The 16,312-nt window shown below is 57.2% G+C and carries 14 protein-coding genes, 2 tRNA genes and 1 rRNA gene; 3 read left to right on the top strand and 14 right to left on the bottom strand.

The window, feature by feature from the left end; genetic code table 11:
* Positions 1-58 precede the first annotated feature (58 nt).
* The 7 genes from AC6I7A_RS00995 to pepQ all read right to left on the bottom strand — a co-directional run bounded on the left by AC6I7A_RS00995 (position 59) and on the right by pepQ (position 6,360).
* Positions 59-134 (bottom strand) — tRNA-Ala (locus AC6I7A_RS00995).
* A 142-nt stretch (positions 135-276) separates the two neighbouring features.
* A tRNA-Ile gene (locus AC6I7A_RS00990) sits at positions 277-353 on the bottom strand.
* 73 nt (positions 354-426) lie between these two features.
* Positions 427-1,966, bottom strand: a 16S ribosomal RNA gene (locus AC6I7A_RS00985).
* A 410-nt stretch (positions 1,967-2,376) separates the two neighbouring features.
* Positions 2,377-2,910 carry a menaquinone-dependent protoporphyrinogen IX dehydrogenase gene (hemG, locus tag AC6I7A_RS00980; RefSeq protein WP_058958527.1) on the bottom strand — a complete coding sequence of 178 codons (534 nt, stop codon included), beginning with the start codon at positions 2,908-2,910 and terminating at the stop codon, positions 2,377-2,379.
* Positions 2,911-2,927: 17 nt separating this feature from the next.
* Positions 2,928-4,379 (bottom strand): Trk system potassium transporter TrkH, encoded by a 1,452-nt coding sequence (gene trkH, locus AC6I7A_RS00975; RefSeq protein ID WP_009088529.1) that lies wholly within the window; start codon positions 4,377-4,379, stop codon positions 2,928-2,930.
* A 32-nt stretch (positions 4,380-4,411) separates the two neighbouring features.
* Complete coding sequence (locus AC6I7A_RS00970) at positions 4,412-5,029, bottom strand: IMPACT family protein (RefSeq protein WP_058958526.1); 618 nt, start codon at positions 5,027-5,029, stop codon at positions 4,412-4,414.
* Entirely contained in the window at positions 5,029-6,360 is a 1,332-nt protein-coding gene (pepQ, locus tag AC6I7A_RS00965) for a Xaa-Pro dipeptidase (RefSeq protein WP_167432008.1), read from the bottom strand. Before pepQ ends, AC6I7A_RS00970 begins: the two co-directional genes overlap by 1 nt.
* 186 nt (positions 6,361-6,546) lie before the next feature.
* On the opposite strand from pepQ, the gene fadB reads away from it, so the two are divergent.
* Positions 6,547-8,730: a fatty acid oxidation complex subunit alpha FadB gene (gene fadB / locus AC6I7A_RS00960; protein WP_058958178.1), complete on the top strand. Its 2,184-nt coding sequence runs from the start codon at positions 6,547-6,549 to the stop codon at positions 8,728-8,730.
* Positions 8,731-8,740: 10 nt separating this feature from the next.
* The gene (gene fadA, locus AC6I7A_RS00955; protein WP_046100969.1) at positions 8,741-9,904 is read left to right on the top strand and encodes an acetyl-CoA C-acyltransferase FadA; all 1,164 of its coding nucleotides are present in this window, start codon (positions 8,741-8,743) and stop codon (positions 9,902-9,904) included.
* 68 nt (positions 9,905-9,972) lie between these two features.
* On the opposite strand, the gene fre is transcribed toward fadA, so the two are convergent.
* The 3 genes from fre to pepE all read right to left on the bottom strand — a co-directional run bounded on the left by fre (position 9,973) and on the right by pepE (position 13,006).
* Positions 9,973-10,674, bottom strand: a complete 702-nt coding sequence (gene fre / locus AC6I7A_RS00950) for an NAD(P)H-flavin reductase (RefSeq protein WP_009088519.1) — start codon at positions 10,672-10,674, stop codon at positions 9,973-9,975.
* Positions 10,675-10,715: 41 nt separating this feature from the next.
* Entirely contained in the window at positions 10,716-12,200 is a 1,485-nt protein-coding gene (ubiD, locus tag AC6I7A_RS00945) for a 4-hydroxy-3-polyprenylbenzoate decarboxylase (protein ID WP_009088516.1), read from the bottom strand.
* An 80-nt stretch (positions 12,201-12,280) separates the two neighbouring features.
* The gene (gene pepE, locus AC6I7A_RS00940; protein WP_058958179.1) at positions 12,281-13,006 is read right to left on the bottom strand and encodes a dipeptidase PepE; all 726 of its coding nucleotides are present in this window, start codon (positions 13,004-13,006) and stop codon (positions 12,281-12,283) included.
* A 205-nt stretch (positions 13,007-13,211) separates the two neighbouring features.
* On the opposite strand from pepE, the gene rfaH reads away from it, so the two are divergent.
* The gene (gene rfaH, locus AC6I7A_RS00935; RefSeq protein WP_009088512.1) at positions 13,212-13,700 is read left to right on the top strand and encodes a transcription/translation regulatory transformer protein RfaH; all 489 of its coding nucleotides are present in this window, start codon (positions 13,212-13,214) and stop codon (positions 13,698-13,700) included.
* On the opposite strand, the gene tatD is transcribed toward rfaH, so the two are convergent.
* The 4 genes from tatD to tatA form a co-directional block, all read right to left on the bottom strand.
* Complete coding sequence (gene tatD / locus AC6I7A_RS00930) at positions 13,697-14,479, bottom strand: 3'-5' ssDNA/RNA exonuclease TatD (RefSeq protein ID WP_009088510.1); 783 nt, start codon at positions 14,477-14,479, stop codon at positions 13,697-13,699. The two genes, rfaH and tatD, sit on opposite strands and share 4 nt — an antisense overlap.
* 89 nt (positions 14,480-14,568) lie before the next feature.
* Complete coding sequence (tatC, locus tag AC6I7A_RS00925) at positions 14,569-15,327, bottom strand: Sec-independent protein translocase subunit TatC (protein WP_009088508.1); 759 nt, start codon at positions 15,325-15,327, stop codon at positions 14,569-14,571.
* On the bottom strand, positions 15,327-15,980 hold the full coding sequence (gene tatB, locus AC6I7A_RS00920; protein ID WP_058958180.1) for a Sec-independent protein translocase protein TatB: 654 nt from the start codon (positions 15,978-15,980) through the stop codon (positions 15,327-15,329). Before tatB ends, tatC begins: the two co-directional genes overlap by 1 nt.
* A 3-nt stretch (positions 15,981-15,983) precedes the next feature.
* Entirely contained in the window at positions 15,984-16,238 is a 255-nt protein-coding gene (gene tatA, locus AC6I7A_RS00915) for a Sec-independent protein translocase subunit TatA (protein ID WP_009088506.1), read from the bottom strand.
* Positions 16,239-16,312: the final 74 nt, after the last annotated feature.

Below are 16,312 nucleotides of genomic sequence, written 5' to 3'. Positions count from 1 at the left end.
ACGTCACAGCACACCGTCGCCGGTACGCTCTGAGGTATTTCAGAAAAAACAGCAGGTATGGTGGAGCTAAGCGGGATCGAACCGCTGACCTCCTGCGTGCAAGGCAGGCGCTCTCCCAGCTGAGCTATAGCCCCATACAGTTACTGCAGAGACCACTACTACCACTCAACCGAGTACACTTCGTGAGAAATGCAATTCGTGCTCAGGCAAGGCATGTCTTCGCGAAGCATAGTGAACTATGCGAGCCGGAGACATAACGCAGCGTGAGTGCGAATTTGGTAGGCCTGAGTGGACTTGAACCACCGACCTCACCCTTATCAGGGGTGCGCTCTAACCACCTGAGCTACAAGCCTGTAGAGGTTTTTTCTGCTCGTGACTTTTTATCAGACAATCTGTGTGAGCACTTCGCGGGAAGGTATCTTCAGGTAAGGAGGTGATCCAACCGCAGGTTCCCCTACGGTTACCTTGTTACGACTTCACCCCAGTCATGAATCACAAAGTGGTAAGCGCCCTCCCGAAGGTTAAGCTACCTACTTCTTTTGCAACCCACTCCCATGGTGTGACGGGCGGTGTGTACAAGGCCCGGGAACGTATTCACCGTGGCATTCTGATCCACGATTACTAGCGATTCCGACTTCACGGAGTCGAGTTGCAGACTCCGATCCGGACTACGACGCACTTTGTGAGGTCCGCTTGCTCTCGCGAGGTCGCTTCTCTTTGTATGCGCCATTGTAGCACGTGTGTAGCCCTACTCGTAAGGGCCATGATGACTTGACGTCATCCCCACCTTCCTCCGGTTTATCACCGGCAGTCTCCTTTGAGTTCCCGACCGAATCGCTGGCAACAAAGGATAAGGGTTGCGCTCGTTGCGGGACTTAACCCAACATTTCACAACACGAGCTGACGACAGCCATGCAGCACCTGTCTCAGAGTTCCCGAAGGCACCAAAGCATCTCTGCTAAGTTCTCTGGATGTCAAGAGTAGGTAAGGTTCTTCGCGTTGCATCGAATTAAACCACATGCTCCACCGCTTGTGCGGGCCCCCGTCAATTCATTTGAGTTTTAACCTTGCGGCCGTACTCCCCAGGCGGTCGACTTAACGCGTTAGCTCCGGAAGCCACTCCTCAAGGGAACAACCTCCAAGTCGACATCGTTTACGGCGTGGACTACCAGGGTATCTAATCCTGTTTGCTCCCCACGCTTTCGCACCTGAGCGTCAGTCTTCGTCCAGGGGGCCGCCTTCGCCACCGGTATTCCTCCAGATCTCTACGCATTTCACCGCTACACCTGGAATTCTACCCCCCTCTACGAGACTCAAGCCTGCCAGTTTCAAATGCAGTTCCCAGGTTAAGCCCGGGGATTTCACATCTGACTTAACAGACCGCCTGCGTGCGCTTTACGCCCAGTAATTCCGATTAACGCTTGCACCCTCCGTATTACCGCGGCTGCTGGCACGGAGTTAGCCGGTGCTTCTTCTGCGGGTAACGTCAATCGGTGAGGTTATTAACCTCACCGCCTTCCTCCCCGCTGAAAGTACTTTACAACCCGAAGGCCTTCTTCATACACGCGGCATGGCTGCATCAGGCTTGCGCCCATTGTGCAATATTCCCCACTGCTGCCTCCCGTAGGAGTCTGGACCGTGTCTCAGTTCCAGTGTGGCTGGTCATCCTCTCAGACCAGCTAGGGATCGTCGCCTAGGTGGGCCATTACCCCGCCTACTAGCTAATCCCATCTGGGTTCATCCGATAGTGAGAGGCCCGAAGGTCCCCCTCTTTGGTCTTGCGACGTTATGCGGTATTAGCCACCGTTTCCAGTGGTTATCCCCCTCTATCGGGCAGATCCCCAGACATTACTCACCCGTCCGCCACTCGTCACCCAAGAGCAAGCTCTCTGTGCTACCGTCCGACTTGCATGTGTTAGGCCTGCCGCCAGCGTTCAATCTGAGCCATGATCAAACTCTTCAATTTAAAGTTTGATTTGCTGAAACGGGTTCAGCGGTGCTCATCTGTAAAACGTCATAATGAATTTCATTATGTGTTCACTCGTGAGGCTTTGATATTTTTGTGCGTCCGGGGACGCTGATATCAATCCTGCGAGTGCCCACACAGATTGTCTGATAAATTGTTAAAGAGCAGTGCGAACAGTGCGTTAGCGTCCTGTCGCGAGGTGGCGTATATTACGCTTTCCTCCTTCAGAGTCAACCTCTTTTTCAGAAGTTTTTCTCCGGCGGCTCAGTCTCCTGAACCTTCAACCCGTTTCCCGTTGCCGGTGTGCCGTGTCGATGGAGGCGCATTATAGGGAGTTCGCGCGGCCTGACAAGCGTTTATTGCGAAAAGATTACTGTTCGAAGTAATTTTCACCAAATCGCGCTATTTCGCTACGATTTGCCTGGTAACTGTGCAAATTCATGGGCAAAACGGCTCACCTGTTGCCAGTCCGTGTATTCCACTTCTTTCGTTGCATCGGTTTCACCGCCGGTCATACGCATAATCAGCTGAATCATCACACGGTCAAACCAGCGATAGCGGGGATAATAGAGCGCCCCTGCGAATACGGCACAGCAGTCAGGCTGCCATGGAGACTGCAATAAGAACTTCCGGGTATAGGCATTCGTTTCAGGAGAACGCTTCTCAGGTTTGCGTGCCGTGAGGTTTACCGAAAAGAAACCGCTGGTACGCTGCTGCAGCGCAGGGAGATGTTGCTTAACGAAGGTCTCGACGACCGGCTGAAAATGGCCATAGCGGATCGAGGCGCCAATCAGTACGCGATCATACAGTGTCCAGTCAGGCACAGCGGCATCCTGGATGTTCAGCACATCACACGGCTGCTGCTGCCGGATGGTCTCCGCAAGAGCGGAAGCAATCTTCTGCGTTTGCCCGTCGCGGGTGGAATAGAGAATCAGCGCTTTCATGTCAGCATCCTTATTAATTATTCACGCCAGAAAGTAGGCGTGAACAGCACCAGCAAGGTGAAAACCTCGAGACGCCCGAACAACATGGTAGAGATAAGTATCCATTTCGCCACATCATTCATAGACGTGAAGTTGTCTGCCACGACGCCTAAGCCCGGCCCGAGGTTATTCAGCGTGGCGGCAACGGCAGCAAAAGCGGAGAAGTCATCGACGCCCGTGGCGATGATCGCCAGCATGCTCACCAGGAACACCAGCGCATAGGCCGAGAAGAATCCCCAGACGGCTTCCAGAATACGCTCCGGCAGCGCACGATTGCCCAGCTTAATGGTGTACACCGCATTCGGGTGAACCAGACGCTTAAGCTCGCGGTTACCCTGTTTGCACAACAGCAGAATGCGGATCACCTTCAGGCCTCCCCCGGTTGAACCGGCACAGCCACCAATGAAAGCTGAGCACAACAGCAGAACCGGCAGGAATAGCGGCCAGCGAGCGATACTGTCGGTCGTGAAACCCGCCGTCGTCGCCATGGACACCACCTGGAAAAAGGCCTGGTTCAGGGTCTGCCAGCCGCTGGCATAGACATTGTGGAACCAGAGCACCACCGTACAGATCAGAACCAGCGTCAGCTGAACGCCGATAAACATGCGGAACTCCGGGTCCCGCCAGTACACGCGCAGGTTACGTCCGCTTAGCATGGAAAAGTGCAGGCCGTAGTTACAGCCGGAGATCAGCAGGAACACCGCCACGATAGTATTGATGGTGCTGCTGTTAAAGTAGCCGATGCTGGCATCATGAGTTGAGAAGCCGCCAATGGCGATGGTCGAAAAGCTGTGGCCGATAGCATCGAACGCCGGCATGCCCGCCAGCCAGAGTGCCAGCGCACAGGCTACGGTCAGCAGAACATAGATCAGCCAGAGTGTCTTGGCCGTCTCGGCGATGCGCGGGCGCATTTTATTGTCTTTCAGGGGTCCCGGCATTTCAGCGCGATAGAGCTGCATGCCCCCGACGCCCAGAATCGGCAGGATGGCTACTGCTAACACGATGATCCCCATCCCGCCCAGCCACTGCAGCATCTGCCGGTAGAAGAGGATTGCCTTAGGCAGCGAGTCCAGCCCCACCAGCGTGGTGGCTCCGGTGGTTGTCAGGCCCGAGAAAGATTCAAAGAACGCATCCGTGACGGAAAGATGCGGCTGCTCCGCAAAGATAAAGGGCATGGCCCCTACGCTGCCCAGCACCGTCCAGAACAGAACGACGATCAGGAACCCTTCGCGGGGTTTGAGTTCGGTTTTCTTTTTACGGTTCGGCCACCACAGCAGCGAGCCGATCACCAGCGCCATCATAAATGTCTGGCTGAACGCCCGTCCCGCGCCGTCGCGATAAATTAATGCGACGAGGCCGGGCAGAATCATTGTCACTGAAAAAAGAATTACCAGCAGACCGACGATGCGGGTAATGGCGCGAAAGTGCATTCAGCCGTTCCTTTAAATAAGAGAGATGAACATCATGGTGTGAGCGGGATCAGCGACAACGCGCCCCGGCTAAAGTCTGACAGATTTTTTTTGAACCCCTCTATCTGTCCATAAGGCAATGCCAGCGTCAGCGCAATACGATCCTGATAGTGGCTGTCGGTCACCTTACCTTCAAAACGCTGCACCAGCCGTTCGATATCGCTGTGCTGCGCATAGTCGCATTGCAGCGTGAAAACCATCATCGGCACTTTGCGCTCTCGCGGTAACTGCTTCAGTCCCTGCTGGACGCCACCGCCATATGCCTTCACCAGGCCACCGGTGCCCAGCATGATGCCGCCGTAATAACGCACCACCACAGCGGTCACCTCGCCAATACCGGCACCCATCAGCTGCGCCAGCATCGGTTTCCCGGCGGTGCCCGACGGCTCACCATCATCCGAAAAACCAAGCTGCTGAGAGTCATCCGGCGCGCCCGCCACCCAGGCCCAGCAGTGATGCCGGGCAGCAGGATGCTCGCTTTTCACCTGCTGGACAAAGGCGCGCGCGGCCTCTGTCCCCTCGGTGTGCGCCAGCAGCGTAATAAAGCGACTCTTTTTGATGGTTTCCTCGCTGATGCTCACGGCCAGCGCGGGAATATCAAAAGCGTCCATCAGGCCAGATGCAAATCGCGGGTCATGTTTTCAACGCGGTTTGGATGGATCACCACGTTATCTTCGATGCGAATGCCGCCATAAGGCCGAAGCGCATCAATCGCCTGCCAGTTAAAGTGCTGACTGAAACGGCCCTGACGCAGCGGCGCCAGTAACGAGTCAATAATATAGAAGCCCGGCTCGATGGTTAAGACCATGCCGGGTTGCAGCACGCGGGTGCAGCGAAGGTAAGGATACTGCGCAGGCGCGGCGAGATGGGTGCCCTGCTCATCCTGCATAAACCCGGCAACGTCATGCACCTGCAAGCCCAGCGGATGCCCCAGACCGTGTGGCATAAATGGCCCGGTCAGATCTTCAGCCACCAGCGCCTCTTCGCTGATTCCCTGCACCAGCTCAAACTTCAGCAACATCTTCGCAATACGCTGGTGCATCTGAAGATGATAATCGGTGTAGCGCACACCCGGTTTCAGCGTGGCGATTAAAGCCAGCTCCTCGGCGTTCATCGCCTCCACCATTCTGGCATAGAGCGAGCTGCTCTGCGCCGCATAGCTGCGGGTCAGATCGGCGGCATAGCCCAGATATTCGGCCCCCGCATCAATCAGGAAGCTGTGACGTTTCGCCGGTGGCTGATGATCCAGGCGGGTGTAGTGCAGCACCGCCGCGTGTTCATTCAGCGCAATGATATTGCCGTACGGCACATCGGTATCACGATGGCCGGTCGCGGTCAGGTAAGCCTGATTGATGTCAAATTCGCTCAGGCCCGCAGAGAACGCCTCTTTGGCCGCGCGATGCCCCGCAACCGCCAGCTTCTGCGCCTGACGCAGACAGGCCAGTTCATAGTCGGTTTTGATGCTGCGATGGTAGTGCAGAAAGTCGATGACCGCTTTAGGGTTGATGTTGTCTGAGGAGATTCCGAGCTGCGCCGCGCGTGCATTAACCGGCCCGATATAGGCGACATTATCACGCTGTGCAGGGAGCAGCTGCGCAATCTCATCGGCGTTTTTCAGGCCGATAACCTCGACATCTCCGGTCCAGAAACTGTCCGGCAGCGGTTCAACGTTATGCCAGTAATCCACCGGAGAGTAGAACCACAGTTTCGGTTTGTTCACGCCATCGATCCAGAGCCAGCAGTTAGGCACCTGCGTGACCGGCACCCAGGCTTTGAACTGCGGATTCACCTTAAACGGATAGGTGTGGTCATCCAGAAACACCGTCAGCAACTCACCGGAATGGATCAGCATCGCATCCAGTTTATTGCGTGCCAGCACCTGCTGCGCCCGTTGCTGCAACGTGGCGATGTGCGCGTGATACAAGGTCTTCAGTGAATCCATAGCCGTCTCTCCCGTGTCGCGAAATGGCCGCAGTTTAGCATACCCCTTGCTCAGATGCCGAAGCCGGCGTGGCTGTGATCTTGTTAGCAAATAAGCAAAGAGCGGTTTGCAAAAAATTAACATCACTCCCACACTCACGATCATCTGGTATGACCAGATCACCTTTCGCGGTTTCAGGAGACGCACATGCTCTACCAAGGCGCTAACCTTACCCTTCACTGGCTGGACGATGGCATCGCCGAGCTGGTTTTTGATGCCACAGGCTCAGTCAACAAGCTCGATACGCAAACGGTCGCCAGTCTGGGCGAGGCCATTGCGGTCCTGGAACAGCAGCCAGCACTGCGCGGCCTGCTGCTGAGCTCCGCTAAACCCGCCTTTATCGTGGGTGCGGACATTACCGAGTTCCTTTCCCTGTTTGATGCTCCCACCGAAAAGCTGAGCCAGTGGCTGAGTTACGCCAACAGCATCTTCAACCGTCTGGAAGATTTGCCCGTGCCCACCCTGGCAGCCATTGATGGTTATGCGCTGGGTGGCGGATGTGAGTGCGTCCTGGCGACCGACCTGCGCATCGCCACTGCGGATGCCCGCATCGGCCTGCCGGAAACCAGACTCGGCATCATGCCAGGCTTTGGCGGCAGCGTAAGGTTGCCCCGCCTGCTGGGAGCCGACAGCGCGCTGGAAATTATTGCCGCCGGTAAAGATGTGGATGGCAATGCCGCGCTGAAACTGGGCCTGGTCGATGCGGTGGTTGCCCGTGACAAACTGCGCGAAGCGGGCATCACCATGCTCAGAGCGGCCGCCGAAGAGGGCAGCTGGCAGGCGCGCCGTGCGCCTAAACTGGCCCCGCTGAAGCTCAGTCCGATCGAGGCGGCGATGAGTTTTACCATTGCGAAGGGCATGGTGATGCAGACCGCAGGAAAACATTACCCCGCTCCGCTGATGGCGGTAAAAACCATTGAGGCCGCGGCCAGTCTCGGTCGTGATGATGCGCTGAAGCTTGAAACGGCTGCATTTGTGCCGCTGGCGCAGTCTGACGAAGCGCGCGCTCTGGTCGGCATCTTCCTCAACGATCAGTACGTTAAAGGGCTGGCAAAAAAACGCGCCAGCGAAAGCGGCGCACCTGCTCAGGCGGCAGTGCTGGGCGCAGGGATCATGGGCGGTGGCATCAGCTACCAGTCTGCCTGGAAAGGCGTGCCGGTCAGAATGAAAGATATCAATCCACAGGCGCTGACGCTGGGGATGAATGAAGCCAGCAAGCTGCTTAACACCCAGCTGGCGCGCGGAAAAATTGACGGTAACAGGCTGGCCAGTGTCATCGCCACCATCCAGCCCACGCTGGATTACGCCGGTTTTGAACTGGCTGACGTGGTGGTGGAAGCGGTGGTCGAGAATCCGCAGATCAAGGCTAAAGTGCTGGCTGAAACAGAGCGGCACCTGCGTGACGATGCCGTTCTGGCCTCGAATACTTCGACCATTCCTATCAGCCAGCTGGCGCAGGCGTTGCAGCGCCCGGAAAACTTCTGTGGCATGCACTTCTTTAACCCGGTGCCGCGTATGCCGCTGGTCGAAGTGATCCGGGGCGAGAAAACCAGTGAAGCGACCCTCGGCAAAGTGGTGGCCTGGGCCAGCAAAATGGGTAAAACCCCTATCGTGGTCAACGACTGCCCCGGCTTCTTTGTTAACCGGGTGCTGTTCCCCTACTTCGCCGCTTTCAGCCTGCTCCTTCGCGATGGCGCAGATTTCCGCCAGATAGATAAGGTCATGGAAAAACAGTTTGGCTGGCCGATGGGGCCGTCATGGCTGCTGGATGTCGTGGGCATCGATACGGCGCACCACGCGCAAAGCGTGATGGCTGACGGGTTCCCGGACCGCATGAAGCATGACTATCGCGACGCGATCGATCTGCTGTTTGAGGCTGGTCGCTTTGGTCAGAAAAATGGCAAAGGCTTCTGGCGCTGGGAAGAAGACAAAAAGGGCAAGCCAAAAAAAGTGGCCGATGCCGATGTCGATACGCTGCTGCAGCAGGCCTGTCAGCCCGCGCGAATCTTCAGCGATGAAGAGATTCTGAACCGCATGATGCTGCCGATGCTGAACGAAGTGGTGCGCTGCCTGGAAGAGAAGATTATCGCCTCACCGGCTGAAGCCGATATGGCGCTGGTGTATGGCCTCGGCTTCCCGCCTTTCCGTGGCGGGGCTTTCCGCTATCTCGATACTCTGGGCAACAGCAACGTGGTGGATCAGGCCCGGCGTTATAGCGGCCTCGGTGGCCTGTATGCCCTGCCTGCACTGCTGCTGCAGAAAGCCCATCAGCATGAAAGCTGGTATCCCGCCGCCAAACCGATTGATGAAGCCGCGCTGAAAAGCGCCTGAGGGCAAGAAGATGGAAAATGTGGTGATTATTGATGCCGTGCGCACGCCAATGGGCCGGTCAAAAGGCGGCGCCTTCCGTCATGTGCGCGCCGAAGATCTCTCTGCGCATCTGATGCGTGAACTGCTGAGCCGCAACCCGACGGTGAACCCGGCAGAGCTGGATGACATTCTCTGGGGCTGCGTGCAGCAGACGCTGGAGCAGGGATTTAATATCGCACGTAACGCTGCCCTGCTGGCCGAAATTCCCCACACGGTGCCAGCCAGCACCGTCAACCGGCTGTGTGGCTCTTCCATGCAGGCGCTGCACGATGCCGCCCGCGCCATTATGGTCGGTGATGCCCGGAGCTGTCTGATCGGTGGCGTGGAGCATATGGGGCATGTGCCGATGAACCACGGCGTCGACTTTCATCCCGGGCTTAGCCGGACGGTTGCCAAAGCCGCAGGGATGATGGGCCTGACGGCAGAAATGCTGGCGCGAATGCATCATATCAGCCGTGAGCAGCAGGATGCGTTTGCCCTGCGTTCGCACCAACGGGCCTGGCAGGCCACCCGGCGCGGCGACTTTGCGACAGAGATTGTCGCCACCTATGGTCATGACAGCGACGGCATCCTCAAACGTTATGATTTCGATGAAGTGATCCGTGAAGAGACCAGCGCCGAAGGCCTGGCAGCGCTGAAACCGGCTTTCGATCCGGTGAATGGCACCGTGACGGCGGGCTCCTCGTCAGCGTTGTCAGATGGCGCAGCCGCCATGCTGGTGATGAGCGAATCACGCGCCCGCGAGCTGGGACTGACGCCGCGCGCCCGCATCCGCAGCATGGCCGTGGTGGGCTGCGATCCTTCAATCATGGGCTATGGGCCGGTTCCGGCCAGTAAGCTGGCGTTAAAACGGGCGGGACTGAGCGTCAGCGATATCGACGTCTTTGAGCTGAACGAAGCCTTTGCTGCGCAGACACTGCCGTGCATCAAAGATTTAGGGTTGCTGGAGCAGCTGGATGAAAAGGTCAATCTGAATGGTGGCGCGATTGCGTTAGGCCATCCGCTGGGCTGTTCCGGCGCGCGTATCAGTACCACGCTGCTGAACATTATGGAACGACGCGATGCCAGCCTGGGTCTTGCCACCATGTGTATCGGGCTGGGCCAGGGGATCGCAACCGTATTCGAGCGTCTGTAATACGTTGCGTTTTTTTTGTCAGATTTACCCGCCGTTACCGGCGGGTTTTTTCTGTCTGCTGCCGGCGATCAGATAAAGGCAAACGCATCGCCATACATCTGTGACTCGACTGCGCCACGCTCGGCACAGAAACGGTCGCGGGCAATCTTCGCCATCTCAAAGCGTCCGGCGATGTAGATTTCATGTTCGCTCAGCGTGCTGAAATCCTGCATCACCGCGGTCAGTACCGTACCGGAACGTCCCTGCCAGCCCGCTTCAGGCTGTTCAACAACCGGGATCACTTTCAGGTTCGGGTGCTTCACCGCCAGCGCATTCAGCTCGTCCAGATCGTACAGATGCTTAAGCTCACGTCCGCCCCAGTAAATGGCGATATCGCGCTCCGGCTGTTCCGCCAGCGCGGTGAGCAGAATTGAACGGGCGTAGGAGAAGCCGGTGCCACCTGCAATCAGGATCAGCGGCTTACTGCTCTCTTCGCGCAGCCAGGCGTCACCGTGCGGCATATCGACGGTGATCTGACGATCGTTGCGGATCCGATCCATCACCGCCATCGCATAGAGGTTGAGATCGGACGCGCCGATATGCAGCTCAATAATATCTTTTTCCATCGGCGTTGAGGCCAGTGAGAACGGACGCTTATCACGCTCATCCATCACGACCATCAGATACTGCCCCGCGCGAAAACTGAATTCCGCTTCAGGGATCAGGCGAACGCGATAGACCGTGTCGGTAATCGCCTCAACCGAAGTTACTTTACAGCTTAACGTTGTCATGCGTTCCCTCTGTCGGGTCGTCTTTATGGTTGTGCTCGCCATCAACGCTGTGGCGGCTGATCAAGAATACCTAGCTCATCCCAGATAGCATCAATGCGCGCCGTGACCGCAGGATCTTTAACAATGGGCGTACCCCATTCACGCTGCGTTTCACCCGGCCACTTATTGGTTGCATCAAGCCCCATCTTCGACCCCAGCCCGGAAACCGGCGAGGCGAAATCGAGATAGTCGATAGGGGTATTTTCGACTAATACCGTATCACGGGCCGGATCCATTCGCGTGGTGATCGCCCAGATCACGTCATTCCAGTCGCGCGCATTAACATCATCGTCACACACAATAACAAATTTGGTGTACATGAACTGCCGCAAAAATGACCAGACGCCAAACATGACACGTTTGGCATGCCCTGCGTACTGCTTTTTAATCGTCACAACCGCCAGCCGGTAGGAGCAACCTTCAGGCGGCAGGTAGAAGTCCACGATCTCCGGAAACTGCTTAATCAGAATCGGTACCAGAACTTCATTCAGCGCCACGCCCAGTACGGCGGGTTCATCCGGCGGACGCCCGGTATAGGTGGAGTGATAGATCGGCTGACGACGCTGCGTGATATGCGTCACGGTAAATACCGGGAAGCTATCCACTTCATTGTAGTAGCCGGTGTGGTCGCCGTAGGGGCCTTCTGGCGCCATATCGCCCGCTTCGATATAGCCTTCCAGCACGATTTCCGCACTGGCCGGCACTTCGAGATCGTTCGACAGGCACTTCACCACTTCCGTTTTGTTGCCGCGCAGCAGACCGGCAAACGCATATTCTGACAGCGTGTCAGGCACCGGCGTCACCGCGCCGAGGATGGTGGCAGGATCGGCGCCCAGCGCGACCGAAACCGGAAAACGTTCACCCGGATGCGCTTTCGTCCACTCCTGAAAATCAAGCGCGCCGCCACGGTGCGACAGCCAGCGCATGATCAGACGATTTTTACCGATCACCTGCTGACGGTAAATACCGAGATTCTGACGCTCTTTGTGGGGGCCACGCGTGACGGTCAGTCCCCAGGTAATCAGCGGTGCGGCATCGCCTGGCCAGCACTTCATGACCGGAATACGCGTCAGATCGACCTCATCACCGCTGAACACCTCTTCCTGACAGGGCGCATTACGCAGCCGTTTGGTCGGCATGTTCAGCACCTGCTTAAACTGCGGCATTTTATCGAACAGGTCGCGGAAGCCTTTTGGCGGCTCAGGCTCTTTCAGGAAGGCCAGCAGCTTACCCACTTCACGCAGGGCGCTCACCTCCTCCTGCCCCATGCCCATGGCCACGCGCTTAGGCGTGCCGAACAGGTTGCACAGCACCGGCATATCGTACCCTTTCGGGTTTTCAAACAGCAGGGCGGGGCCACCGGCACGCAGCGTGCGATCGGCAATCTCCGTCATTTCCAGTTCGGGATCGATGGACTGGGTAATGCGCTTTAGCTCACCGCGCTGTTCAAGCAGCGCGAGGAAGTCTCTCAAATCGTGGTATTTCATGCGGCTTTAACATTCCGGCCAGAGTGAATCGGCCATTATAGGTCTGATTACGCGGAGTTGCTGAGGTTTATACCGCAGCCTCATACGCACTGAAAGGGAACCAGCGGCTGCAGTGCGCGGGTATCGTGCATTCCCTGAATCGGGTCGCCGTGGCGAAACAGCTTAAAGTCCTCGTTTCGCACGCTGTGATAGCGCAGCTGGTTGTCATGCAGGTGCAGAAAACTGCCTTCACGCAGGGCAATCACCGACTCCGTCGGATTGACCGCGCAGAACTCCGCCAGACGCTCATCGCGGGTTTCGCCCATATGGCCGCTGACGCTGGCATCAAGATAGTGGGGATTGATCTGCACCGGGAAGAGTCCCAGCGCGGGCAGCACCACACTGCTGCGCACCGGCATATCGTTGGTGGTGCGGATGGAGGGCGTCGCCACATTGCAGCCCGCGCTCCAGCCGAGATAAGGCACCTGTCGCTCACGTACCGCACGCTGGATCGGGACGATGAGATCCTGCTCATGCAGCATCTGGTTCAGAAACCAGGTGTTGCCGCCGCTGACCAGAATCAGTTCTGCCTGTGCAATCGCCTCAGCCGGTGAGGCAAAGGATTGAACCAGCCTGACCGGGATGCCCAGAGAGGCCGTGAGTTCGGCGGCGCGCTGCTGCTGATCGCCCCGGATTATCGCGTAGGGGATCAGGACCGCCGAGCGGATAGCGCGTCGGGCGATCATCGCGTGCAGCTGCGGCTGCGCATAACCCAGCAGCGGCGCATCGTCCGCCAGCCTGCCATTGCTCAACAGAAAGAGTTCCATCAGACGTTCCTTTTGCAGGGTGAAGGTTATCGAGTCTGATACAGAGCCCTGATGCACGTCAATTTCCCGTTACCGTTTCTGCCTGCCTCCGGCCTGCTAAGAAAAGTCTCAATTTATTTTCTCTGCGGGCCGCTTTACCCTGCCCCTGCGCTATAACTCTGGCAACAGGTTTGCTATTCTTAGCGTCCATTCAATGGGAGCCGTTATGGAAGCCTGGTACTTACTCTATTGCAAACGTGGACAGCTATTGCGCGCGAAGGAGCATCTCGAGCGGCAGGAGGTGCATTGCCTCAGCCCGATGATCGCTCTGGAAAAGATCGTGCGCGGTAAACGCACCACGGTGAGTGAGCCGCTGTTCCCTAACTACCTGTTTATCGAATTCGATCCTGAAGAGATTCACACCACCACCATCAGCAGCACCCGCGGTGTCAGTCACTTTGTCCGCTTCGGCTCCACCCCGGCAACCGTGCCGTCGGCGGTCATCGAAGCGCTGGAAACCGACGTCCCGCAAATCCTGCTCGATCCTGAAACGCCACAGAGCGGCGATGAGGTTGTCATCACCGAAGGAACGTTTGAAGGGCTGCGCGCCATTTTTGCCGAGCCGGATGGTGAAACACGCTCGATCCTGTTGCTGAATCTCCTCAATAAGCAGGTGATGCGCAGCGTCGATAACAAGCAGTTCCGCAAGCTTTAAGCCAGTCTGAACAGCGTCCGCGCATTATGATCGATGCGGGCCGCCAGTGCCTCCGCACTCTCACCTCGCCATGTCGCCACCTGACTGACAATATGCGGTAAAAAGCAGGGTTCGTTGCGGCGCGAAGGCGGACGCGGACGCATGTCGCGCGGCAACAGGTAGGGCGCATCCGTTTCCAGCAGCAGGCGTTCGGCCGGGATCAGCGGCAGCAGCTCACGCAGTTCCAGACCCCGACGCTCATCGCAGACCCAGCCCGTAATGCCCACAGATAACCCCATTTCCAGACAGGCTTCCAGTTCGTCGCGCGTGCCGGTAAAGCAGTGGATCACCGCACCCGGCAGTTTTGGCAGCCAGGGGGCAAGCACCGCAGCGAAACGCGCATGGGCTTCACGGCAGTGCAGGAACACCGGCATATTGAGTTCTGCGGCCAGCGCCAGCTGTGCGTCAAATGCATACTCCTGCTGCTCATGGGCCGAGAGGTTGCGATTAAAATCGAGTCCGCACTCACCAATGGCGACCACTTCCGGTTTTTCCGCCAGCCGGCGCAGGGTGCTGGCGATCTCCAGCGACCATTCGCTGGCATGATGAGGGTGAACGCCCGCGGTAGACCAGCAAAAGCCGGGCTGGCCTTCAGCCAGTCGCTGAGCCTGCTGGCTCTCCAGCGCGTTGGTGCCGGTGATAAGCATGCCGGTGACGCCCGCATCACGCGCGCGTTTAACCACCTTTTGCCGGTCGGAGGCGAATTGCGTGCTGGTCAGGTTTACACCGATATCAAACATAATTTTTCCCACAGTTTGTAAAAAAAAAACCGCCCGGAGGGGCGGTCTGGATGGCTCGCTTCCCGCCTGTGCGGGTCATACGGTCAGCGTCAGGCGTCGGTATGTTTATCCTCATCCTGTGACCAGCGGCCTTTACCCACATAGTAACGGGAAAAGAATACGCCGACTTCAAACAGGCAGTACATCGGAATAGCGAGCAAAGTTTGGGAAAAAACGTCCGGAGGTGTGAGCAGCATCCCGACTACGAAAGCGCCCACCAGAATATAGGGACGTTTCTTTTTCAGATCTTCCGGGCTGGTGATACCGGTCCAGCAGAGCAACACGATCGCCACCGGCACCTCAAACGCCACCCCAAAGGCCATGAAGAGCGTCATGACGAAATCGAGGTATTTGGCGATATCCGTTGCGACCGTCACGCCGATGGGCGCGGTCTTGGTGAAAAAGCCAAATGCCAGCGGGAAAACGACGAAGTAAGCAAAGGCCACACCGAAGTAGAACAGGAAGGTGCTGGAGAAGAGCAGCGGCATCACCAGCCTGCGCTCATGCCGGTAGAGCGCCGGGGCGACAAATGCCCAGACCTGATAGAGGATCACCGGCACCGCGAGAAACACTGACACGATGATGGTCAGCTTTATCGGGGTAAAGAACGGCGAGGCGACATCGGTTGCAATCATGCTGGAGCCCACCGGCATCTGACTGATCAGCGGTGATGCGACCAGCTGGTAGATGTCGTTGGCGAAATAGACCAGTACCAGGAAAATGACCAGTACGGCGATGATGCAGTTCAGTAATCGCTTACGCAGCTCAATCAGATGGCTGATGAGCGGTTGGGTATCTTCAACGGCCATTATCGTTCATCACCTGCAGAAGAGGAGGTCGCGGAAGGACGCGCAGACTCTGATGACCTGGCGGCGTCGCCAGCGGGTGCCTGTGCCGGTGCGCTGGCCACAGCAGCAGGCGCAGCAGAGGATGGCGCAGCCGGAGCGGATGGCGCAGCAGAGGGTCTCTGTGCGGCCGCGGCCGGTGCGGGTTGCACCGCGGCCTCGGCACCCGCTACCGCAGACGGTGCCTGTGCCGGTGCGCTGGCCTGATGCTCTGCTGAGGCTGGCGTCGCGGCGGTTTCCATCGCAGCAGGCTCAGGGGCATACCGGTGCTGTGCTGAGTGGATGGTGTTCGCTTCGTCTTCCTCTTTTTCAATGTCGATGCTCTGACTGACCGAGCGCTTCATTGAATCTGCCGTTTTACGCAGCTCTTCCATCGACTCCTTCAGCTCAGGTGAGAGCGTGCCACGGCCCGCCTCTTCCACCTTTTTCAGGCTCTCCTGCAACTCCTGCAGTTTGAGCTCCTGCGCCAGTTCATGTTGTACATTGGCTGCCAGCGAACGAATCGCCCTGATCCAGCCGACCACGGTTTTCACCGCAACCGGTAATCGTTGCGGGCCGAGTACAATCAGCCCGATAACGAACACCAATACCAGTTCACTAAAACCAATATCGAACACGGTTTACACCTGCTTGTCGTTCTTGGCTTCTTCTTTGTTAGCCGAAGTTTGCTGTTTGTCCGCCAGCGTTTTGGCAGCGAAGTCAGCGTCCTGCTCTTTCGGTTGATCCTTTTTGTCGTCCTCATCACTCATGGCCTTTTTGAAGCCACGAATCGAAGAACCTAAATCCGAACCCAGATTACGTAATTTATTGGTACCGAACAGAAGTACAACAATCACGGCAATGATTAACAGTTGCCAGATACTGATACCGCCCATGAGATAGCCTCTAATATTCTGTGAAAACGATAAGGTAATGCAGGACAGAGTGCCCTTTTTAGCCGGGCTTTAGC

This window comes from Type-F symbiont of Plautia stali, assembly GCF_059731105.1.
Note: the sequence above shows the minus strand (reverse complement) of the source record. Positions and strands in the feature narration are given on the sequence as shown.

Bases quoted from the DNA above. Each gene is read 5' to 3' on its own strand.
- AC6I7A_RS00970 (WP_058958526.1), bottom strand. From the start codon at position 5,029: ATGGACGCTTTTGATATTCCCGCGCTGGCCGTGAGCATCAGCGAGGAA.
- pepE (WP_058958179.1), bottom strand. From the start codon at position 13,006: ATGGAACTCTTTCTGTTGAGCAATGGCAGGCTGGCGGACGATGCGCCG.
- tatA (WP_009088506.1), bottom strand. From the start codon at position 16,238: ATGGGCGGTATCAGTATCTGGCAACTGTTAATCATTGCCGTGATTGTT.
- fadB (WP_058958178.1), top strand. From the start codon at position 6,547: ATGCTCTACCAAGGCGCTAACCTTACCCTTCACTGGCTGGACGATGGC.
- trkH (WP_009088529.1), bottom strand. From the start codon at position 4,379: ATGCACTTTCGCGCCATTACCCGCATCGTCGGTCTGCTGGTAATTCTT.
- tatD (WP_009088510.1), bottom strand. From the start codon at position 14,479: ATGTTTGATATCGGTGTAAACCTGACCAGCACGCAATTCGCCTCCGAC.
- fre (WP_009088519.1), bottom strand. From the start codon at position 10,674: ATGACAACGTTAAGCTGTAAAGTAACTTCGGTTGAGGCGATTACCGAC.
- rfaH (WP_009088512.1), top strand. From the start codon at position 13,212: ATGGAAGCCTGGTACTTACTCTATTGCAAACGTGGACAGCTATTGCGC.
- fadA (WP_046100969.1), top strand. From the start codon at position 8,741: ATGGAAAATGTGGTGATTATTGATGCCGTGCGCACGCCAATGGGCCGG.
- pepQ (WP_167432008.1), bottom strand. From the start codon at position 6,360: ATGGATTCACTGAAGACCTTGTATCACGCGCACATCGCCACGTTGCAG.
- hemG (WP_058958527.1), bottom strand. From the start codon at position 2,910: ATGAAAGCGCTGATTCTCTATTCCACCCGCGACGGGCAAACGCAGAAG.
- ubiD (WP_009088516.1), bottom strand. From the start codon at position 12,200: ATGAAATACCACGATTTGAGAGACTTCCTCGCGCTGCTTGAACAGCGC.
- tatC (WP_009088508.1), bottom strand. From the start codon at position 15,327: ATGGCCGTTGAAGATACCCAACCGCTCATCAGCCATCTGATTGAGCTG.